This is a genomic window from Shewanella insulae (genome assembly GCF_009831655.1).
Lineage (GTDB): Bacteria > Pseudomonadota > Gammaproteobacteria > Enterobacterales > Shewanellaceae > Shewanella > Shewanella insulae.
In genome coordinates this window covers 26,076-48,368 of record NZ_WRPA01000008.1, presented here as the reverse complement: position 1 = coordinate 48,368, position 22,293 = coordinate 26,076, and the positions used below count along the sequence as shown (strand labels likewise).

15 protein-coding genes are annotated in these 22,293 nt (G+C 55.6%); 4 read left to right on the top strand and 11 right to left on the bottom strand.

Translation table 11 applies throughout. The features are described from left to right. Nucleotides 1-156: 156 nt before the first annotated feature. The 3 genes from GNT65_RS10275 (at nucleotide 157) to GNT65_RS10265 (ending at nucleotide 2,773) form a co-directional block, all read left to right on the top strand. A complete protein-coding gene (locus GNT65_RS10275) occupies nucleotides 157-1,500 on the top strand; it encodes a DEAD/DEAH box helicase (protein WP_160795880.1) in 1,344 nt (447 codons plus the stop codon). A 250-nt stretch (nucleotides 1,501-1,750) separates the two neighbouring features. After that, a complete protein-coding gene (locus tag GNT65_RS10270) occupies nucleotides 1,751-2,191 on the top strand; it encodes a DUF3010 family protein (RefSeq protein ID WP_160795878.1) in 441 nt (146 codons plus the stop codon). Between the two features lie 75 nt (nucleotides 2,192-2,266). Next, nucleotides 2,267-2,773: a M48 metallopeptidase family protein gene (locus GNT65_RS10265; RefSeq protein WP_160795876.1), complete on the top strand. Its 507-nt coding sequence runs from the start codon at nucleotides 2,267-2,269 to the stop codon at nucleotides 2,771-2,773. Between the two features lie 228 nt (nucleotides 2,774-3,001). On the opposite strand, the gene GNT65_RS10260 is transcribed toward GNT65_RS10265, so the two are convergent. The 10 genes from GNT65_RS10260 to GNT65_RS10215 all read right to left on the bottom strand — a co-directional run bounded on the left by GNT65_RS10260 (nucleotide 3,002) and on the right by GNT65_RS10215 (nucleotide 19,224). Next, nucleotides 3,002-4,258, bottom strand: coding sequence for a peptidoglycan DD-metalloendopeptidase family protein (locus GNT65_RS10260; protein WP_160796100.1), 1,257 nt, complete (start codon nucleotides 4,256-4,258; stop codon nucleotides 3,002-3,004). A 245-nt stretch (nucleotides 4,259-4,503) separates the two neighbouring features. Next, nucleotides 4,504-7,560: an AAA family ATPase gene (locus GNT65_RS10255; protein WP_160795874.1), complete on the bottom strand. Its 3,057-nt coding sequence runs from the start codon at nucleotides 7,558-7,560 to the stop codon at nucleotides 4,504-4,506. After that, nucleotides 7,557-8,699: an exonuclease SbcCD subunit D gene (locus GNT65_RS10250; RefSeq protein ID WP_160795872.1), complete on the bottom strand. Its 1,143-nt coding sequence runs from the start codon at nucleotides 8,697-8,699 to the stop codon at nucleotides 7,557-7,559. Before GNT65_RS10250 ends, GNT65_RS10255 begins: the two co-directional genes overlap by 4 nt. 342 nt (nucleotides 8,700-9,041) lie before the next feature. Next, nucleotides 9,042-9,896: a glutathione-dependent disulfide-bond oxidoreductase gene (gene yghU, locus GNT65_RS10245; protein WP_160795870.1), complete on the bottom strand. Its 855-nt coding sequence runs from the start codon at nucleotides 9,894-9,896 to the stop codon at nucleotides 9,042-9,044. Between the two features lie 235 nt (nucleotides 9,897-10,131). Continuing rightward, entirely contained in the window at nucleotides 10,132-10,425 is a 294-nt protein-coding gene (locus GNT65_RS10240) for a hypothetical protein (RefSeq protein ID WP_160795868.1), read from the bottom strand. 147 nt (nucleotides 10,426-10,572) lie between these two features. Beyond that, nucleotides 10,573-11,667, bottom strand: a complete 1,095-nt coding sequence (locus GNT65_RS10235; RefSeq protein ID WP_160795866.1) for a toxin-antitoxin system YwqK family antitoxin — start codon at nucleotides 11,665-11,667, stop codon at nucleotides 10,573-10,575. Between the two features lie 38 nt (nucleotides 11,668-11,705). Continuing rightward, on the bottom strand, nucleotides 11,706-14,024 hold the full coding sequence (locus GNT65_RS10230) for a toxin-antitoxin system YwqK family antitoxin (RefSeq protein ID WP_160795864.1): 2,319 nt from the start codon (nucleotides 14,022-14,024) through the stop codon (nucleotides 11,706-11,708). 98 nt (nucleotides 14,025-14,122) lie between these two features. After that, the gene (locus GNT65_RS10225) at nucleotides 14,123-15,946 is read right to left on the bottom strand and encodes a toxin-antitoxin system YwqK family antitoxin (protein WP_160795862.1); all 1,824 of its coding nucleotides are present in this window, start codon (nucleotides 15,944-15,946) and stop codon (nucleotides 14,123-14,125) included. Nucleotides 15,947-15,955: 9 nt separating this feature from the next. After that, a complete protein-coding gene (locus tag GNT65_RS10220) occupies nucleotides 15,956-18,106 on the bottom strand; it encodes a hypothetical protein (protein ID WP_160795860.1) in 2,151 nt (716 codons plus the stop codon). A gap of 353 nt (nucleotides 18,107-18,459) precedes the next feature. After that, complete coding sequence (locus tag GNT65_RS10215; protein WP_160795858.1) at nucleotides 18,460-19,224, bottom strand: TSUP family transporter; 765 nt, start codon at nucleotides 19,222-19,224, stop codon at nucleotides 18,460-18,462. A 110-nt stretch (nucleotides 19,225-19,334) separates the two neighbouring features. On the opposite strand from GNT65_RS10215, the gene gcvA reads away from it, so the two are divergent. Further along, nucleotides 19,335-20,258, top strand: a complete 924-nt coding sequence (gcvA, locus tag GNT65_RS10210) for a transcriptional regulator GcvA (RefSeq protein WP_160795856.1) — start codon at nucleotides 19,335-19,337, stop codon at nucleotides 20,256-20,258. Between the two features lie 3 nt (nucleotides 20,259-20,261). Here the strand turns inward: gcvA and GNT65_RS10205 are convergent, their stop codons facing one another. Beyond that, nucleotides 20,262-22,232 carry an NERD domain-containing protein kinase family protein gene (locus GNT65_RS10205; protein WP_160795854.1) on the bottom strand — a complete coding sequence of 657 codons (1,971 nt, stop codon included), beginning with the start codon at nucleotides 22,230-22,232 and terminating at the stop codon, nucleotides 20,262-20,264. Nucleotides 22,233-22,293 lie beyond the last annotated feature (61 nt).

The window sequence follows — 22,293 nt, the reverse complement described above, 5'->3', positions numbered from 1 at the left end:
CCATGTTGTCTTTACTTTTCATCATAAGCCAAACTAGGCGCCTGCACAGCCCACAGGCTATAAAAATTTATTCGATAGGCCGCATATGCTCAAGCCATGGCTGAATCGCTCGCGGCGATGTATAATGCGCCCCTATCTATATTTCGGAGCACAGCATTGCAATTTTCAGATTTTTCACTCGATAAACGTCTATTGACCAGCCTTGAACACATGGGCATCGACACGCCGACCGAGATCCAAACGCAATCGATACCCGTTGGCTTATCGGGAAGAGATCTTATGGCATCGTCTAAGACGGGCTCGGGCAAGACCCTGGCCTTCCTGTTGCCAGCAATGCAGCGCGTCATCGCCACCAAGGCCCTGAGTAAGCGCGATCCTAGGGTATTGATCCTATTGCCGACCCGAGAGCTGGCCACTCAGGTCTACAGCCAGCTGCGTCTGCTGGTTGCCAACACCCAATACAAGGCGATCAAGATCCTCGGCGGTGAAAACTTTAACGATCAGGCCAAGGCCCTGGCCAAAGACCCGCATTTCGTGGTGGCGACCCCTGGCCGTCTGGCTGATCATTTAGCCCAACGCCACCTGTTTCTCAACGGACTCGAGCTGCTTGTCTTGGACGAGGCCGACCGCATGCTGGATCTGGGCTTCGCCGAGCAACTCAAGGCGATCAACCAGGCGGCCGATCATAAGCGTCGTCAGACTCTGATGTTCTCGGCCACACTGGATCACGGCCAGATCAACGAGATTGCCGCCGAGCTGCTCAAGGAGCCCGAGCATGTGGCCATAGGCGCCTCCCATGTGGAGAATCAGGATATCACCCAGAAGATCTACCTGTGCGATAACCTCAGCCACAAGGAGCAGCTGCTCAGCCGCCTGCTACAGCTTGAGCCCCACAAACAGGTGATCATCTTCACCGCCACCCGCGGCGATACCGAGCGTCTGGCCGGCCTGCTGGCCGAACAGGGCTTTAGCACAGCGTCTCTTAGCGGCGAGCTTAAGCAGGCGGCACGCAACCAGATCATGGATCAGTTCAGCCGGGGTCAGCAACAGATCTTGGTCACCACAGATGTGGCCTCTCGCGGCTTGGATCTGCTCAACGTCTCCCTGGTGATCAACTTCGATATGCCAAAATTTGCCGAAGAATATATCCACCGTATCGGCCGTACCGGCCGCGCGGGCGCCAAGGGCGATGCCATCTCCCTGGTGGGGCCAAAAGACTGGGCCAACTTCAAGCAGGTGCAAAACTTCCTGCAAAAGCGCTTCGAATTCAGTGAAATTGAAGATCTCGCCCCCAAATTTAAGGGACTGAAAGACAAGCCGAGCCAGGATAAGCGTCAGGGCAAACAGCAAACGAAGCCTAAGACCAAGACCGCGAAGACTGCCCGCAGCGCCAAGCCGAAACAGCAGCGAGATAAGCGCTTCATTACGGGGGTCGACGTGGGCGATGCGCCTATGCTGCGAAAGCCCAAGGCTAAACTTCAGGATACGCCCGAAGATTAACTCAAGGCCCCGAGCCTAAAACCTATGATTAGCGGCCTCTTAGCAGTCACAGATGGCCGCTTTTTATTGCCTTCGAGAAGCGGTTATCGATTAGCCAGCGCTAATCGCGTCAGCCAGCTCTTTATGCATCAAACGCCACTTTCTAAGCCAAGCCAAAGCCAGTCCGGCGATTTTCACGCAACAACTAGTGCTCAATCGAACCAATTAAGGTTACAATAGCCGCCATTGATTTTTTTATATTAGGGTTATCATGAGAGTTTGTGGCGTTGAGTTAAAAGGTGGCGAAGCCATCATCTGTTTGTTGAGCTATGAGGGTGAGACCTTTAACATCCCAGATTGCCGTTCTCGCTCACTGACCATCTCTAATTCGGCCAGCACAGAGTCGATCAAAGAATTCCACTTCGCCTTTAGCAAGCTGATGCAAGACTACAAGGTCGATCAGGTCGCCATCATAGAGCGCGAGCAGAAAGGTAAACTGGCGGGCAGCGCCACCAGCTTCAAGATGGAAGCGGCAATTCAGCTTTGCGGCCTACCTGTGCACCTGATCTCACCGGTCAACATCAAGGAGCAGCTCAAGCGCAATCCGCCTATGGTGGATTTCGAGGGGCTGGATCTCAAGCGTTTCCAGAAGAACGCCTTCGAGGTCGCCTACTGCTATCAGAACAAGTGCATCTTCACCAAGCAAGATTAAGCTTGTTGCCGGGCGCAGAGCGCCCGGCGTTATCTAATCGCTTCACCTTAGCCGTCATCCACTAGGCTTTCGCTTATGTCATCACTGCCCTATCTGCAAGGCTATCGGCCCGAGCTTATCAGCCAGGTCTATGAACTCATCGAGACCAATCGCCTGAGGAGTGTCCTCGAGCGTCGCTACCCAGACAGTCACGCGATCCGCAGCGACAAGGCTCTGTATGACTACACCATGGCGCTGAAGAACCGCTATCTCAAGAAGTCCTCCCCCCTGAGCAAGGTGATATTTGACGATAAGATCACCCTAAAGAAGCAGGCTTTGGGATTGCACAGCTATGTGGCCAAGAATCACGGTGGCAAGACTAAGTCGAAGAATGAGATCCGCATCGCCGCCCGCCTCAAGGAGGTGCCCGAGCCCCTACTGCGCATGGTAGTGGTACACGAACTGGCGCATCTCAAAGAGAAGGATCACAACAAGGCCTTCTATCAGCTCTGCTGTCATATGCAGGGCGACTATCACCAGCTGGAATTTGACCTGCGTTTGTGGCTCACCATGCTGGATCTCGAGGCACAAGAGAAAGCCTGACCATAAAAAACGCCACATCATGTGGCGTTTTCTCTATATTCGATAAGCAGTTATATCAATCGGTATTATACCAATCACGGTAAGTAAGTGATCAGAAATAGCGCAGGAAAAACGTTCGAGAACAAGGCAGTATTTTTCGATAAGTAGTTATTCTACAATCAAAAATAGTAACGTAGTTATCGAATGTTTTAACAAGCTAGAATGATCAGTTATTTACTACGATTGGTATTAACTCTGGCCCATCATCATCTGACGCACCTTTACCAGCTTGGCAAACTCGCCCATCTGCTTCTTCGACAGCTTACTCGCCATAGGGATGTTCGCCTTCATAGGATCCACTGGGCGGCCATTGATATGAAACTCATAGTGCAGATGTGGTCCTGTGATGCGGCCCGTCTTGCCCGACAGGGCGATCACCTGACCTCGGGACACCCGCTGCCCCTTGTGCACCAAGGCCTTGGAGAGATGCAGATAGCGGGTACGGTACTTGTTGCCGTGATCGATCACCACATACTTACCCGCATATCTATGGTCGGTCACCAAAGAGACTATGCCATCGCCTGGGGCAATTATCTTAGTGCCAATTGGCGTCGCAAAGTCGGTACCGTTATGGGGCGCGGTGCGACCTGTGACCGGATGATGACGATGGCGATTAAAGCGCGAGCTGATGCGGTAGTTCTTTGCCAGCGGAATACGCTGAAATGCCCTTGCCAAGCTGCGGCCCTGATCGTCATAGAAGTTGCCGTCGCTGTTCTGATAGGCATTGATGGTGCTGCGGCCGCGCTGGATGGTGACGGCGAGAATATCGCTGTTACCTGTCACCTCGCCTTCGATATATTGATCGCTCTTAAGCACAGAAAACCTGTCGCCCGCGCGCAGATCCCGGGCAAAATTAAGCTTCTCTTTCAACAGGGTCTCGATGCGCTGGATCTCACCGGCATTCAGGCCGATACGCTGGGCCGACAAATAGAAGGAACCATGGATCTCACCGCTTAAGGCTCTGTCCTGCCAGATCCCCTCGACATTGATCTCATCGACACTGAATCCCCCCTCCTGATAACGGCTAAACACCACCTGGCGCGCCGCATTGAAGTAGAGTTCGAGCTTATCCAGCTGACCCGTGTCATCGAGCCAGAAACGTATGATGTTGCCGGGCTTGAGGGTATCGAGGGCCAGGATATTCAGATCCGCCTCTAACACCTTATACATGGTCTGCTGATCCACATTAGCCTCGACAAACAGTCCGCTTAGGGTATCACCGGATACTATGGTCTTAACAAAATCGGGATGAGACAGGGTTTCAGCCCCTTCGTCGCTCATCTGCAGATTAGTCACCAGAGACTCAATATCAAGTGCCACCGGAATGCGCTGTGGCAGAGTCTGTTTTTGGCTAGGCCAAAGCAACGCCGCGCCCAATACCAGGCCCGCCGCCAACAATATCTTCTTATGGGGCGTGGGTAACGCCGTGATACGGGATTGAGACATGCTCAAAAAAGAAATTTTACCTGCGCGCAACCTGTGCCTCATTTTTCATTATTATGCTTATCATTAGACCCCAAAACCCCATAAAACATGGGGCTGATGCCAAGTTATATCAAAAATAACGGCATTTACAAACCGATCGACAACACAATTTAATGGAATAAACAGAGGTTTTCGGCCACCAAACAGACAAAAAATCTAAAAAGGTGCTGAAAATCCCACTGATATCAGCACTCTTGAAATCTAGCCTAAGGTAAAACTAATTTAATCTCGCTGCCCTCGGCGCTCTTGAGGATATCGATACGACTACCAATCTGCTCCTTCATCTCGGTCACGTGGGAGATCACCCCCACCATGCGACCCGCAGATTGCAGATCCATCAAGGTTCTGATGGCCAGCTCGAGAGAGTCCTGATCTAGGCTGCCGAACCCCTCGTCGATAAACAGGGTATCGAGCTTGATGCCGCCGGCATAGGCCTGCACCACATCCGACAATCCCAGGGCCATAGACAGTGCCGCCATAAAACTTTCGCCGCCGCTCAGGGTCGCCACAGAGCGCACCTTGGCGGTGTAGGCATCTTCCACCTCCAGCTCCAGGCCAGAGGCCTTGTTACCCTTGGCCCGCTCCTCCTTGCGCAGCAGGCGATAGCGCCCCTTACTCATCAACTGCAACCTGTGGCTGGCTTCAAGCAAGACATCGTCCAGCAACACGCTCAGCACGAAGCGCTGCAGGCTAATCTTGTTGCCCGTGTTGCCGTTAGCCACATCGGCCAGGGTGCCAACCACGCCGTACTGCTCCTCGAGGGCGCCAGCCTTGAGATCCAGCGCCTTGAGCTGCTCCTGGGTCTGGCTGAGCTGAGTCGCCCTGGCGCTCACCTTCTGCCACTGAGCCAGTGCCTGCTGCATCATCTGTTCGGCGTCCATTTTTTGCTGCTCGAGCGCGCTAATATCCGGCGCATCACAACCAGCTAACGCCTCTTTGAGCTGAGACAAGTTGGCCTGATGAGTGATAAGCGCCTGCTCGAACGCCTTTATCTTACCTGTTAGCTCGGCCTGCTCGGCCTCGGTCAGGCAGGCCTGTTCGAAGGCGGCAAGATTTTCAAATTCCGAAGTCGATAGCGCCTGTTGGAAACTCAAGGTCTCCTGCTCGACAAGGGCATTCACCTCACCAAGACGACGGCTCGCCGCCTCCAGCGAGGCCTTGGCCGCCGCGTTGTCCTGCTCCGCCTTGGCGTGGGCCGCCCTCACCGCTTGCTGGCGCGACTTAAGCTCGGAGATCGTCTTGGTAAGATCGGCAATAGCGGCACTCACCGCGGCCGCATCGCTAAAGCCTTGTGGAATGGCCGCGCTTATCTGCTGATACTGTCCCTTATCGCTGGCCAGCTGCTCGGCCAGTTTGCCGTAGTGGGCGCGCGCCTCATCCAGCGCGGTTTGTAGCTCTCGTCCCTGGCGCTCGCTGCGCTCAAGCTGAGTCTCTAACTGGGCAAGTGACTGCTGCGCTGCCTTGGCCCGCTCAAATCCGTCGCTAAGTTCGGCGAGTCGCGCCTGATGCTCCTCGAGCGACAAGCCTGCCGCCTCACCAAGCTCCTCTTGTAGCTGAGCCGCACTTAGCTGCTGGCTCGAAAGAGATTGCTGGAGCAACTTATAATCGCTTCTGGCCTGATGCAGCTGATTAAGCGCCTCGCTCTCTAACTGCTTGGCCTGGGCCAGCGCCTCATCACTCGGCAGGTCAAACTCGCCCATGGCGGGCTCTGGATGTTCCAGACTGCCGCAGACAGGACAAGGCTCGCCCGGCGATAACTCGGCCGCCAGGCGCGCCGCCTGACCGCGATGCCAGCTAAGCTCCAGACGCTTATGGGCATCGATTGCCTGCTTGTGTTTTTCGGCCAGCTCACTGCCAGCGGCCTTAGCCACCTTTAATTTCTGCTCGAGGGCCGCTATCTCCAACCCTTGCTGCTGCCAGCGCTCAAATACCTTGAGCTGTGCCCGGCCGTCACTCAGGGATTGTTGCAACGCCAGCTGCGGCTCGGCGTCACGTTTTAGGCTCTCACGACGACTCACCATCTCCTGGCGGTCCAGATTCAGCAGTTCCAGCTGCTTGGCACTGCGCTTACCACTGGCCTCGGCCGCCTGCATCTTGGCCTGACCATCCGTAAGCTTCTGACTCAGCAAGTTCAGCTGCTCAAGCTGAGGGGTCAAGGCCTCTAGCTGAGCCAGGCGCTGCTGCTGGCTCAATTGCTCTTGCTCAAGCTCACCCAGCCGATCAAATGCATGCCTGCTCTGCACTAATGCCTGCTCGGCACTTGCTTGGGTCTGCTGGCACATCTCTAGATGCCGGGTGGCGCTTTGTTGCTCGCCGAGGCGTGACTGCATCGCCCGGTACAGGGGACTCAGATTATTTGCCCGGCCCGCCGCCTGCAATCTCTGCTGCCACTGGTTCGCCTCGACCTGACGGGCCTTCAAGGCTTCACCCTCGCTCTGTAATTGCTGCAAGCGATTAAAATCGCCCTGTAACTTCAATCCCTTGTCCAGATGCTGATTAGCCGCCAGCAGGCTCTGCTCGCTCTGCTGCTTTTGTGTCTGGGCAAGTGCCAACTCGGGCGCGATACTCTCTAGCTCGTCCGCCAGCGACTGGTCGCTCTCAAGCGAAGCGCCTTCCAGGATACCGCCGCGGCGATTACGCATCGCCTCGACGTCGCGGCGAATACCGGCTGCCTGCTGTTTGAGCCTCTCCTCGATGCGGCGGTAGATGTGGGTCTGAAACAGCTGGCTGAAGATCTTCTCTCTGGCCTTGGAGTCGGCCATCAAGAGCTCACGAAACTTGCCCTGGGGCAGCACCATGACCTGACGGAACTGATCCACATCCAGGCCTGTTAACTGCTCTATCTGCGCGGTGGCATCAGACACCTTGGCCGCCACCAGCAGGGTCTCGCAGCCATCCGTGTCGAAGCGAGACAGCTGGGCCTCGCTCTTTTGCAGCGTTACCCCGTCACCACTCTTCTTGGCTCTGGGCTGCTCGGGCACACGGCGAATCAGGTAACGGATCGCCCCCAGTTCAAACTCGAAACTGACCTGAGTCAGCCTTTGCTCATCGGCCATGTCGCAGCGCATCTGAGTGCCTTCGCGCTCATCCCCCGTGGTCTTGCCATAGAGGGCGAAACAGATGGCGTCGAGAATCGTCGTCTTACCCGCGCCAGTGGGGCCGTTGATCAGAAACAGCGGGTTGCTACCAAGCGCGGCAAAATCTATGGTCTGCTCATCGGCGAAGGGCCCGAAGGCGGTCATGGTCAGTCGCAGTGGTCTCATCGCTCCGCCTCCCCTTTGTGTAGCTCATCCAGGGTCTGGGTGAGCAGCTCAAGCTGCGCCTCATTGAGCGGGTCGCCAGAGACCTGTGTGAAGAAATCTTTAAACATCTCAAGCTCACCCTTCTTGATGTGATCCGAGGCGATGGCCAGCTGCTCGTTATTGGCCATCAGGCCGGTGCGCTCCAGATGCAGTACGTTGGGGTAGACGCTCCTGAGCTTGCCCATGGCATCCAAGATGGCGTGCTTGTCGAGCAGGCGCACCATCAGATAGTCCTCTCGGCCGGGATCTTTCACACCCTGCTTTAGCAAGTCATCGAGCGCCCCCTCTATGATGCGCACGTCTCGCAGAGGGCTGAGTGGCAGTAGCGTCATGCTCGCCGGGCTGCCCGAATTCAATTCCACAAGGGTCACCGACTTATGCTGATGCTGCTCACTAAAGGAATATTTGAGGATGGAACCCGAATAGCGCACCTGCTCCGCCCCCTTGTATTGGGGACCATGAAGATGGCCGAGCGCCGTGTACGCGAAGGGCTGGAAATGTTTGGGCGAGATCTTGTCCGCCCCGCCGATACTCAGTGGCCGCTCCGAATCCGACTCGCTGCCGCCATCGAGGAAGCAGTGACCTATCACCACCTTAGGCAATCCCTGACTGTCGTGCTCGTGCACCTGCTTAAGCAGCTCGACCATCGCCGCCTCATGGCTGCTGGCCTCGCAATCGAGTATCTGCCTGACGGTGGCAGGCTCGGCATAGGGCAGCGGATAGAAGATGGCATCACCGCTGCCTGAGCTTAATCTAATGGGGCTCACCTTGGGCGCCAAGGGGCCTATGATATGCAGACCGCTGGCCTGCATCTGGCGTGCGGCAAACCCCAGCCTTTCATGGCCATCATGGTTACCGGCGATCATGATGACGTCGATCCCAAGGGCGATAAATTCGTTGAGCACCTCATCGAGCAGGGCCACCGCGTTGGCCGGCGGCACGGATCTATCATAGATATCACCGGCGACAATCAGGGCGTCGACCTCATAGGTCTTAGCCAGGGAGACTATCTGATCGAGCACATGGCGCTGGTCGTCGAGCAGGCTCTGATTATGCAGCTGACGGCCGATATGCCAGTCTGAGGTATGGATAAATTTCATCTTTTCTCGTTTAAAAATGAGGAGGATAGGAGCGAAGCCATTGCTGGCTATAGTAAGAAATGTCACCCCATTAGGCAATGCAGGCCTGTATCTGTATCACTTTTCTACCGCGTTATTGCTCGTTGATCTAGTACATACACAGCAATCGCTCTTCCTTGTACAAAATCGATGCAGAAAGCTGCAGAAATGAACGCGCAAGCTCAACAGGCGCTAGTACTCTGTCTATTCCTAGGCAAAATAGATAAAAAGGCAAAAGATAAACAGATAGAAAAGGTAAAAAAAGACCCACCTTAAGCGGTGGGCCTTTCCAGTATTGCTAGCTCATATTATCAAGCGTGTGCGTTACTTCTCAGGCGTCATGGCCAGCACGGCGTCGATATCGGCGCCGCTGTGGCGCTCGGCCAACAGCTCCCATGGCTTGCCCCAGGTGCGATTGACTATGCGACCGCGCTTCACCGCGTCCCGCGCAGCGATCTGCTCGGCCCAGCGCTTGAGATGCACATAGCTGTCGACATCGAGGAACTCAGCGGCGTCATAGGCATGACCCAGTACCAGATTGCCATACCAAGGCCAGATCGCCATGTCGGCGATGGAGTAGTTGTCCCCGGCGATATAAGTATGCTCGGCCAGCTGCTTGTCCAGCAGGTCCAGCTGACGCTTTACCTCCATGGAGAAGCGATTGATGGGATACTCAAACTTTTCCGGTGCATAGGCATAGAAATGGCCGAAGCCGCCACCGAGATAAGGCGCCGAGCCCTGCAACCAGAAGAGCCAGTTAAGCACCTGAGTACGCTCAGGGCCTTTCTCTGGCAGGAAGTGGCCAAACTTCTCCGCCAGGTAGAGCAAGATAGCGCCCGACTCGAATACGTTAACCTCGCCCGACTTATCCAGCAAGGCGGGGATCTTAGAGTTAGGGTTGACCGCCACGAAACCGCTGGAGAACTGCTCGCCCTCACCTATCTGGATAAGATGTGCGTCATACTCGGCGTCCGCGCCGAGGGCGAGTAACTCCTCGAGCATGATGGTGACCTTCTGACCATTGGGTGTCGCCAGGGAATAGAGCTGCAGGTCATGCTCACCCTGGGGCAGTTGTGCCTCATGTCGGGCGCCCGCATAGGGACGATTGATACTGGCCCAGGTACCGCCATTTTCGCTGTCCATGGTCCACACTCTTGGGGGAATATAGGTTTCAGACATACTGCTTCCTTTATCTTATTCGTTTGTGCCCCTCACTCATTCTGGCCTTGCCTGTGGGAGCCTGATAGCTTCCCTATCTATCTCGGGGCGATTGAGTTCAATTTAAACCCCCGTGAGGTCAATTGGATAGAACCTTTGGCTATAGCGCCAAGAAAAATGGCATGAAAGAAAACTGGCACTTAACCGCAGCAACCATGGCAAGGCAAGCGTAACGATATTATCGCCGAGGCAAGAGTCAGGCGGAGTCTGTATCAGACTCGCCAGCCTGCTTTGTCTGATACCTCTCCAGGATACCGCTGCGGGCTAGGCCGCGATGTACGTTGCGGCACAGCTTGGCGAAGCGGCTCACCTCTCCTAATAGTGGTGTTTCTCCCTGCTCGATGGCGCTTTCCCAATAGCCTATCTCGGTGTCGACCAGCTCGAGTAACTTCTTAGGGCAACCTATGCAGGATCCCTTTGGGCCACAGACAAAGGTTTCGGGCTCATTAAGCGGCATCGCCTGCCTGACCTGATCTATAAGCTGCAACATGGCAGTGGTGCTATCTGGCTTACGCGTCACGTGAATTAAAGTCTCGCATAGAATCTGACGAAAAATGAGACGGCTATATTACCTTTCCCTGAGATAACAAAGTAGGGCTTAGATCAAAGTAGGGCCCAGATCAATGTTGGACCTGGATCAAAGGCGCTCGTGATAGATCTGCTGGCCCGCAGCGTTAAAGTAAAACGCCTCGAGTAATTTCCCCTGGCCGTCGAAACGTTCACGCTTTATCAAGTTGCCCGATTCATCGAAGGTCTTCACCTCTGTATCCACCATGACACCCTGTCGAAACTCCTTGGCTGTCATCAGCTGGCCATTGCAGTGATACGACTCGAATCGTCCCTGCTCGACGCCCATCTCATAATGGCCGAGCTCTTCCAGCGCGCCGTTAGCCTGACAGAAACTGCGCTGCTCACCGTGGCGCACGATAAGCGGATCGAAACCATATTGCTGCTGCGACTGGCGTCGACCGTTTGGCCAGTAGGTCTGCAGCGACGCCAGGTTGCTCTCCCTATCATAGGCATAACGCGTCTTTACCTTACCGCTGGCATAGAAGGTGATCTCGCTGAGCCGCTTAAGATCCTGTTTACGAAACAGGGCATCGCTGGCCAAGCTGCCGTCAGGGAAATAGTGACGCAGGCGCTCACGCTGCTCGCCATCCTGAAAGAAGAGATGCGTCCAGGGGCGTCCCTGCTCATAGGTGATCGACTCGACAGTCTTACCGCCCTCCAGGCGGCGATAACTTTCTATGATGCCAGTCTCATCGAACAGGGCGACGGCCTGTTCCTCACCATTCTTATAGATGGCCTGACGTTTCGGCCGCTGGCTTTGCCCATGATAATCTAGGTGTTCACCCTCTCTTATCCCCTGGCGATACCAACTGTGGGACAGGATACGACTCCCCTCGGCCGAGAAGCTAAATCCATGACGTTTACCCTCTAGGTACTGATTGGCGCTAAAATAACGCGCAGGCTCGCCCCGAGTCGCTATGCCGCTAAAGGGCTTACCGCGATAGCCTGTGAGACAATCGGTCTCGACCCAGATGCCATAGACCTGCTGCTTGCTGCAATCGATAGATGTGAGTTCCTGTTCATCCACCGGCAGCTGAGGCGCATTATGGCAGCCGGGTAACAGCAAGAAGGCCAAGAATGCCGTAGAGATAAGCTTGACGCCTGGCTTCATCTTATCCCAGCTCCAATTTCTTCCTGCTTCGCTCGAATTGATTAGTTCCATCTTCCTTCGGATAAATGGCACGTATCTCCCCTCCTCATCTAATGATGCTCCGTCTTGATCAGCTTGCCAAATTGGTCGTAGAAGGCCCAATCACCGGCCTCGCGATCTGCAATATAACTTCCTTCACTGCGCAGCTCGCCGTTAGGCCAGTAGGCGCGCCACAACCCTTCCTTGCATGAGCGCAGAAATGCCCCCTGCTCGGCCTGCTTGCCGTTAGCATGAAAATAGCTGGCCTCGCCTTCGCGCTGACCGTCGAGCCAGAGCTCCTTGGCCTTAGGCTTGCCGGTTTGAAAATAGCTCAACTGCTCGCCGTTAAGCTTGTCTCTCTGGTAGTGGGCAAGCACCTTTAACTGGCCATTAGGGTAATATTTGGCGTACTCACCGTTAAGCTTACCGGCTAGATATTCGGCGCTTTCCGATAGCACACCATCCTCAAACCAGCTTTGCCACAGGCCCTCCTGGCTGCCCTTGAGCATCTTGCCCTCGCGCTTGAGTTGACCATTGCTCGGATAATACTCGCTGAAGTGGCCACTGAGCTCTCCCGCCTGATACTGCTCGCTGCGATAACGCACCTGCTTGAAGCTGTAATATGCCCGCTCGCCCTCGAGTTTGTCCTCATGGTAGTGGCTAACACGATAGATGTTACCCTCGGGAATCGGCCCGAAGCTGGGGTCCTTCTCCTGATAGCGATACTCGGTCCACTTACCCTCTTTACGATCTGCCTGGTAACTGCCGGTCACCCGGCGCCGGCCATTATCAAACTCGCGGTAAGGCCCGTTTAGCTTGCCCGCCTCGAAGTTCATCTCCCGGCTCACTATGCCCCGACGATATTGACGCCAGGCTCCCTGTTTCTCGCCATTTTTATACTCGCCTTCCTCGTTAAGATCGCCGTTGGCATACCAGCGAGAAAACTTGCCATGGAGCGGATAGCGGCTACGGCCTGCGATCTTCTCATCTCTATAGTGAATAAGCTCTCTGGGCTTGCCCGTCTCATAGAAAGATTCATACTTGCCCACCCATTGCCCATTGATGCGGGTCCCGCGCTCCTTGACAGTGCCATCGTCGAAATAGCGCTCGGCCTTGCCTGTCTGGCGATTGTCCTGATACTGATCCAGGCTACGTAGCTTGCCGTTATCGTAATAGGCGATGAACTCCCCATGACGCGCCCCCTGACGCCACTGCTCCTGACGCTGCAACTTGCCTCGGCGATAGTGCTCGAAGGTGCCATCTTTAAGCCCCAAATCGTAATGCTCGGTGGCTACCAGGTTACCCGCCGGGTCGAATCGCTCCTGAAGGCCATGCAAGGGATACTGCCCATTGTCGGCCAAAGTCTCATCGTGATAACGAATCACCTTCTTGGGGTTACCGTCGTCAAAATAGGTCTTCTGCACACCAGCCTGCAGGCCCGCCTTATAATTAAGCTCACTCACCAAGATGCCGGCGCGATTAAAATAGCGCTGTATGCCGTCATGTTCACCGTCGAGGTAATTTTCCTCCTCGAGCTTAACGCCCGTATCGCTAAAATGCACCAGAGTGCCCTGACGTAGGCCTTCACTGTATTGCCCCTGCAACGATAACTGGCCATTGGGGTAGTAGCTCAGCCTCTCGCCGTGGAGGCGACCGGCGGCGTAATGCTCATCGCGCTCGGGCGTACCATCATCATAGAACGTCTGCCAGCGTCCCTGACGCTTGCCGTTGGCATCTAGTGTGCCAGTCTCTATCACCTGCCCCTCGCTATTTTGCGCAAGATAAGGGCCCGACAACTGATTGTTGGCATACTGCTGGCGCTCAGCCAGCACGCCGTTGGCGTGGTAGGTTTCCCAAATCCCGTGGCGCAGATTATCCACATAGGTCTCTTTGGCCTTAAGCTTGCCGCTGGCGAAATAGCGCAGCACCTGGGTCTTCGCCCCAGCCTCATAAACCGTTTTCTGATACAGGTTACCCAAGTCATCATATTCGGCCCATTCGCCGCTTGGCACGCCGTTGAGATAGAACTGCTCCTCACTTAGTTCGCCACTTGGGCTAAACAGCTGCCAGCGCCCCGATTGCAAGCCGCCCACATACTCGCCGTCCACCAACTTCTGATTGTTGGGCAGATAGACCTGCCAGCGACCATTGGCCACGCCTTGGGAAAATTCCCCCAGGGTATAGCCCTGATCGTCTCGCACTAGGGTCACCTGGCCGTTCAGCGCCATACCGGTGGCCAGATTGTAGTAGGTGGCGATCCCCTCCTGCTGGCGGATCTCCACCATCAGGCTGGAAAGATTCTGACTCGCCTCCGCAGGGCAAACGATAAAAGTAGACGCGCCCAGGCCGATCCCAGCCAACAACCCAGAATTAGCGCGAATAGAATGCATATGAGCTTCCCTTATCCCTAACAATATGTACCTAAAAACGTTTCCAAAAAGCATTTTCTACTGAGTAAAGGCTGAGCGCCGCCTTGACGCTATGGCGCCTATCGCCGGAAGATCAGCTCATGCTGAGTGCGATAGGGCCAGCTTTGCTCCGGTGTGCTAGGCTCACCGTGGCGGTATTCGCTACGCTGGCGCAGGGCACCATCGTCATAAAACGCATACTGAGCGCCATGCAGACGCCCCTGCCCATCAAAGCTTGCAATCGCCAGCCGATAACCCTCGGCGCTGAGTCGCAGCCAGTTCCCCACCTGCTTGCCCGCCCGAAATCGACCTCGCCAGAACTCGCGCCGAGCCACTGGGCGCGGCGAATAATTATCCTCGCTCGGCGGCACTATCCAATCGCCGTCACGTTGACCGTTGACATACTGACCGCGCGCATAGACCTCGCCGTCACTATAGTAACGCTCATACTTTCCGGTGAGCTCGCCGTCGCGATAATGGATGCGCTCCAACACCTGACCCGCCTCCCCCAGGGAGAGATACTCGCCATCGAGTCGGCCATGGCGGTTATAGTGACATTGGGTGCGCATCTCGCGGCTCTGCATCTGCCAGTCACCCACCTGCTTACCTTGGACATATTCTCCCTGATAGATAAGCCTGCCATCGCCGCTACGTTTCTCGGCGGGGCCATGCTTTACACCATCGAGATAGTGAATCTTCTCTATCCAGGCGAGCCTCTCTTGACGGCCTGTTGTATTGTGATGGCTAAGGCGACTGTTACCGCCCTGCCTATTGCTACCGTTAACCTTATGGTTACCACCAAGCTTGGCCTCAATTTTTAATCCGGTTAGCCTGCCTGCCAGAGTCTCCTCGCGGCCTATCGTCTCGCCCTGATGATATTGAGTCACCAGACGCCACTGCCTCAGCTTGTGCCTTTCTATCTGTTTGACCAAGACATCTTTTTGATAGAAGCGTCTCACCTCTTGGCGGTCACCGTCGGCGAGGTAGCGATACTCCGCCTCCAGATAGCGTTCGCCGTTGTCGCGATACTCGACCAAGCTCAGGGTGCGGCCACGCTCATCGAGGATTTCGCGTTTGGCCAGGCGACCATCTTCGAAGTAGCGCAGCTGCTCGCCCGTCTTGATACCCTTTTTCCATCTATGATGTTGCTTGATCTGACCCGCTGGAAAATAGGCAAAATAATCGCCTTCCTCCTTGCCATCACGATAGTCCTGGGTCACCTCCACCTTGCCATCCTGCCAGAAGGTTTCGGTGCCATGCTTACGCCCATCGCGCTTCTGGCTTTCCATGGTCAGCTGCCCCTGCTGGTTATAGAAGCGGTCACTGCACTGCCCGGTATGACAAAGCACCCGCACCGTTTCCCCGGTCGGCGTATAGACAGTCTCCTGCTGCACGGGTTCGCCCTGATGATAGACAGACTCACGCTTAAGCTCACCTGCGGGGTAATACTCTTTCTGCGGCCCCTCTCTCACTCCCTTATCGAATCGGCAGTCGCAGCTAAGCTTTCCATCATCGTAAATCTTGACCAGGCCTTGGCGCTGGCCCAGCTCATTAAACTCGCCCTGCTCAACCAAGCTGCCGTCGCTTGCAAAGAAGCGATAAGACCCCACGGGATGAGTCCCCTCATCACCCAGGCGGTCACTGCTTAGGGCGCCACTAAATTGCTTGAGCTTGGAGCCGAGATAATAGGGCTCGAAACGAAAAGGCCCCTGAAAAGAGCCGGTCAAAGGCTCGAGCGGCCCCTTGAGGTAAAACTCGGCCTCGCTCTTCCTCTCGGTCGGTTGCCAGTCCTTATCGAGCCAGATAACTGCCTCGGCGGCACGCGAGTTCGCCGCGAAACTCACCCCTTGGCACACAGCTAAGCTTGCACACAAGAACAGCAGAAACAGTAAGATACGCTGCAACCTTATCTCCTAGGGCAATGGCTTAAACGTGAATTGATAGGGGGTAGTCAGCGGCTCATCACCGATGGCTAAATATGCGGCGCTACTGGCCGCGCCATCGACGCTAAGGTAACGTCCCTCGACCAAGGCCTTCTCTAGGCCCTGCCCCTCGGCGTCCTTAGGCAAACGCGGCGACAGGCGATGGCCAAAGGCGTCTGTGATTGAAAGCTCTCGATACAGGCGGTTTACCTGGGCCTTGCGCTTGTCTAAGGTCTTTAGCCAAGGAGTCAGATCCACCAGCCAGGGGCGGCGTTTATCGCCCTTCCCAACCTTCTGCCATTGGGGACGGCCCTGACAATGAATGCTGCCTTGGATACTCTTGTCGTAGAAATAGCGCCGACGGCCGTCCAGGCTAGCCAGCACGAAGGCGCTCTGCCCCTGACCGTTATCGATGAGGCGCCACTGAACCGGCTTCCCCCCCTCGTTAAACCCCTTATCTATCCGGGGCCGACACACCTGGGCTAGGGCCGTCGGCATGGGAATGTACAGATCGTTCCCAGTGCGTGAGACAGTCGATGGCTCGGTGAACTGCCATTTCTCTTCGGACTTTGCAGATGCATTGCTGTCAGCTATGCCACTTGAGGCAGGCGTTAGCGGTGGATTGGCGAGGTTCGCCTCATAATCCGACTGAGTCACCAAGGTGATCGCTTTAGTAGTCGTCTTATCTCTTAACTGCTCGCCATGGAAGATTGAGAGTGATTCAGGCATCTCAGCTAACTGCAAGATATAGACCTGCGAGGCCTGCTCGCGGGAAGCCTGCTCACGAAAAAATAGCTCACCGAGCAGCAGCTGCTCTGTAAGAGACAACCATTTAGGCCCCAGACCTTTTGGCGTTTCAAACCCCAACTTGCCGTTTAGGCCGTTAAGATCAGGCGACAGGCTGTTGACCCCGCCGTTAGACACGGCCAGGCGATAACGGCCGGGTTCGCTAAGAGAGGTAAGCGTTAGCCTCGCCTCGCCGAAGTGATAAGGCTGTTTCAGCAGCTTCTGCCAGGATACTTGCTCAGTGTAAGTGCGTACCGGGGTAAAACTCAGCTCGGCGCGGATCTGATAGAGCTCCTCCAGATTTGCCCTGCTTTCTCCCCAACCGACAGGCAGCAGATTAACCCCTGAGCTGACCACGCCCCCCATGGCGCTGGCTCCGCGGGCACTGTGACGCCACAAGGGCAAGTCGATCACTCTGCCCTGCCAGTCGATAAGCTCGATATTTTGGTACTCGACCGAAGTGGCGTAATCTCCCGCGACTAGACCATGAATATAGCGCAGCTCGATATCATCGCTCCCCCATCCGGCTGACATGATCCCTTGGTCTGGCTCCATCATAGAGATAGAAGCGTCTCTATCATCCGGCGTCATGGGCAAGGTAGGGATCTCATACAAGTCGTGCTCAAGGTCATCGATCGAGTCGCCCTCATCCTGCCATAGCATGTCGCTCACATAGAGAGTCGATTTCGGCGCCAGCAGCCAGCGACGCGTCTGCCTCCTGTCGCCTTTTTGTTGTCGCTCCACCAACAAGAGGCTGTCGAGCCAACCAGTCTCGCTATCGAACCTCAACTGGCCGAAGCGTCTAAATTCGATCTCTTGTTGCACACTGCTCTGCTCGAGACTCGCCGTGACACCTTGCCCCTCGACGGCCGTAATTCGCCAGGGGGCTAACTCACTGGCGCCAGTTTGAAAGAAGTCACCAAGCCTTAGCATGTCGCCCACCCTAGGCGCATTATCTGCTCGTTGAGCCAAGGGGATGAGCGGATTGAGCGTGAACAGGGATTTCAGCGGTGCCAGCGCCCTCCTTGCCTCTTTTCCCTGCTTAGCCAGATAAGCTTCCCACTCATCCTGGGCCTTGAAACGCGCCAGACTTTGGCTGGTAGCGACTTCCTTGCCATCACCGATTAATTGCACGCCCTGGCGCACTATCTTGGCCAGCGCCGCGCCGCGGCCAGCATCATCGAAGCTATTGATATTGAGTCGATAGGCAGGGTCTTGATACTGCAGCATAGTCGGGGTGACCGACAGACTGGCTGTCTCAGCGTTACTCGATGCAGAATCTACTTGATACTTGATGAGCGCCCGGGCCCGTGCGCCGACTTGCTGGCTGTCACCATGGGCGTAGAGGGTACTCATAGTGACTTGATATTCTTGGGGGCGGGTGTCCGTTTCCCGACTAGCTGTTTCCCGGCTAACTATTTCCCGGCTAGCTATTTCCGAGCTATTCGCCTTCCAACTGTTCGCCTCCCAGCTATGGCTCTGCGACGCGAACAGACTCAAACAGAGCGTCAATGCCGTACAAACAATCCTGTTCTGGCTAAAGGCCATCCTAACTTCCCTGGCTTTGCATGTTACTGAAATGTAATGAGATTAAACTAACCTTGCAGCCATTCTACACAAAAGCCCGGTGAAATACACAGCAATCAGTTTCGAAACGCTTTCGCCTAACCCAATTGCCTAGACCTAACGCTCATGCTGAGTCCCCTTCCCTAGAGATAATGCTCCAGCAGTAACTTGCCGCTCATGGCGATCGACATGGTCACCACCAAGGGGCGGATGATCTTACTGCCCTTGGTCACCACCATACGAGAACCTAAGGTAGCGCCTATGGCCTGACCGAGCAGCATGATGCCGCCCAGCAGCCAGAGTACCTTGCCGCCTAGGGCGAAGAAGATCAGCGAGGCGATGTTAGTGGAGAAATTGAGCACCTTAGCATGAGCCGTCGCCTTCGCCAGCCCGTATCCAGCAAGCGACACGAAAGCCAGCGCGAAGAAACTGCCGGTGCCCGGACCGAAGAAGCCATCGTAGAATCCCACGCCTAAGGCGGCCGTAAGACCGAAGAGGGTTGGCGACATCACCTGATGCTTATCCTCTTCGCTGATGGACTTTGAAAACAAGAAATAGCAACCTATCGCCAGAATTAAGAAAGGCAGCAGCAGCTTTAACACGCTGGTATCGATCAACTGCACCGCAACCGTTCCTAGCGCCGCGCCCAGAAAGGCGCAGCAGATGGCCAACTTCATCTTGTTGAGATCTACCATCCCCTTACGTACGAAATAGAAACTGGCGAAGAAACTGCCACCACAGGCCTGTAGTTTGTTGGTCGCCAGCGCCGCCGTGGGTGGCAGGCCGGCCCACATGAGTGCGGGAATGGTGATCAGGCCGCCGCCTCCGGCGATGGCATCGATAAAACCGGCCAGGGCGGCCACGGCAAACAGCAGTGCCATCAGTTCGTAACTTAGTTCGAGGGACATAGCGACTCTTTAAAGGTTCATTCACAATTGGCGGCTATTAAACGCGCTTTGCATCCATTTGGCAAAGGAGTTATCCTCGCCTTAGCGTGAAATAAACTCACAGATAAATCATGAATCAACTGACACTCCCACCCCTCAATGCGCTACGCGCCTTCGAATCGGCGGCAAGGCATCTAAGCTTTACCCGCGCCGGGAACGAACTCTTTGTCACCCATGGCGCCATCAGTAAGCAGATAAAAACACTAGAGTCTTACTTAGATGTCAGCCTGTTCACCCGCCAGCATAGACAGCTCAGTCTCACGCCTGAGGGCGAGCGTTACCTGCGCCATATCAGCAGTGCACTGCAAAGCATCAGCCAGGCCACAGAGGAGCTAAGGTCACAACCGGCTATCGCGCAGGCACTGTCGATCAACGTCCTGCCCAGCCTCACCATCAACTGGTTGATCCCGAGACTAGAGGAATTTAAGGCCCGCCATCCCCACCTCTATGTGGATCTCTCCATCGGCGACTTTCAGGTGGATTTCAAACGGGATAAGTATGATGTGGCCATTCGTAGCGCCACGGTGCGCCCGACCCATTGCCATGTGCTTAAGCTAATGGATGAAGATCTCTGCCTGGTCTGCGCGCCGCAGCTTGCCGAGCAGATAGACAGCCTTCAAGCTATCAACCGCCAGACGCTACTGAAGCACACCACCCGCCCCGAGCTCTGGCCACTGTGGGCCGAGAAGGTGGGACTTAAGCTGACCACAGACAAGATGTTGGGGATGGAGCACTTTTACATGCTAAGTCAGGCGGCGGTCAGTGGCATGGGACTGGCGTTGATCCCCCGCTTCTTCATCGAAAAGGAGCTGGCAGAGGGCAGCCTGGTGATCCCCTTAGCGACCCAATTTACTAGCCCCTACGCCTACTATGTGTTGACGCCTAATCTACCGCCGTCAAAGCAAAGTGAGCGACCACTCAAGGTCCAGGCCTTTATCGACTGGCTGCTGGAGATCTTTGCTCCATACCGCCACCAAAGCGACGATCTAAGCTAGAACTTACTCGAGCAGATCGCTCGCGTCGAAGGCCTCGAGATAGTTAACGCCCTGACCCACATCGAACTCGAAGTTGAGCACCTTGAGGCAGGTATCGAAGGTCTTCTCACCAAACCACTCCCGGTCGAAGGCGTGCAGCGCCTTGATGATCCCGGCCTGACCGCCATCCCCCTGGAGTTTGACCGGCGTCAGGGTGGCGATAAAGCTTGCCACCAGACCGTAGAGGTCCTTCTCCGCCTCCCCTTCGGCGGCCCAGAGCTGAGGGTCGGCGTAACGGCGAGCGTAATGACTGGTGGCGATATCCAGCCCTATGCCGAAGTTCACCAGTACGGCCTTATCGTCGCTGCAGATGATGTTTTTCGGACAGATGGCCCCGTGATAGATATCCATCTGATGCAGATACTGCAGCGCCGACAATAACTGAGTAAACCAGGTTGCCGGTTGCCCAAGTTGAATATCCCTTAGCTCATCCAGCGACACGCCGCGCTCCCAGGCGCGGCTGATAAACAGTTCATCGCTCTGGGGCAGTTGACCGAAATTCAGCACCTGCTCCACATGGGGGTGATAGAGTTTCGACAGGCTGCGATAGAGGCTGCTGAGCATCAGCCAGTCGGTCTCCACCTTGGCATAGATGGAGACGCCGCAGGGATAATTGCCCTGAAGATGGCGCGCGCGCCAGAACTGGCTGTGCTCTGTGGCGGCGATGAACTGCTCCAGCTGATAGTGATGATCGATAATGGCGCCGCTGGCGATCTCGATCCTCTCCGGCAGGGTGTCGCAGACGCCGTTGTCGATCAATGCCGCGATATCACAGCGGATCATGTCCAGATCTGTGGTACCTCCACTGGCGGCCTGGCGAAACCATTGATAGATCCTCGGTTGACGAGTCTGCTCCGCCAATGAAAGAAAACTGGCGGCGAAGGCGGCGATATCTTGGCTGGCATTGAGGTTGTCCTTGATATCGATAAACTCGACATCGCCGAGATCCGAGACGAACAGACAGTTACTCTGCCAGCCGCCAACCGTGACTCCTCGGCGATGGATCTGCTGCAGGCCAGAGACGGCGCGGCGCAGGATCTCCAGTAGCTGATAGGTGGTTAACTGCTCGTGTTCGAGCACATCCAGCGGTACGCCCCGTGGCATTCTGATCGGCAACACCAACTGCTCACCATCTTGAATAAGCGGCGCGCATTGCGGCACGCCGCTACAGCCCGCCAGAGTCTGCAAGCGCTTAAACTCGTCGCGCAGACGCAGCTCATATTGCAGTGACTCATCGCTGTTCTCAAACTGAGTCGGCACTAATACCTTGAGCAGCCAGGGCGCCGTCCAACCGCCGGGGCTGTACTCCGCCTGCCACACCTCGAGGCCGCTCTGGATGAAGAGACACTTGAGCTTAACGAAATCCTGGATCTTATTGTTGCGCTGCTCAACCAGAGCTACCTGGCCTATGGTCTCAAGCACCATCTGTTTCTGCTTGTCGGTCACCTGATGCTTATGCGGCGCCGTCAGACCCCACTCCTTAGTCAGCGCGGCAACGATCTGACTCGGGGTATAGATGCTCAAAGAGCCCTGCTGTTTCTCAAGCTCAATCTCCTCGCCTTTTCGCCCGGTGACGAACACCATCCCCTGGCACCAGGGGGCATAGACGCCCACGGGGATCTTGTGTTTGACGTTGCCCGCCAGCACACGGGCCACATAGTTGGCCTTGGCCAGGCTGTTATCTACCTGACGGCCATCGAGCGACCAGGCATGCAGACCGGCGTCCAGGCGGCCGATATAGCCCTTCACATCGACCACATAGACGCCCCACTCACCGATCACCAGTGCATCGACCTCCATCGCCTGTCCCGACTTGGTGGGGATCTCCACATTGGTCAGCAAGATGTAGTTGTCAGGCAACTCGTCGGCCAGCATGGCAAATGCCCAGCGCTCGGCGTCGTTGACTGGGGTACCAAAACTAATCTGCTTCGCCATCTGCTCTCCCTAATTCCTGGCTTGCTTATCCTGTTGCTTACGTTACCGCAAAAAAAAGCCA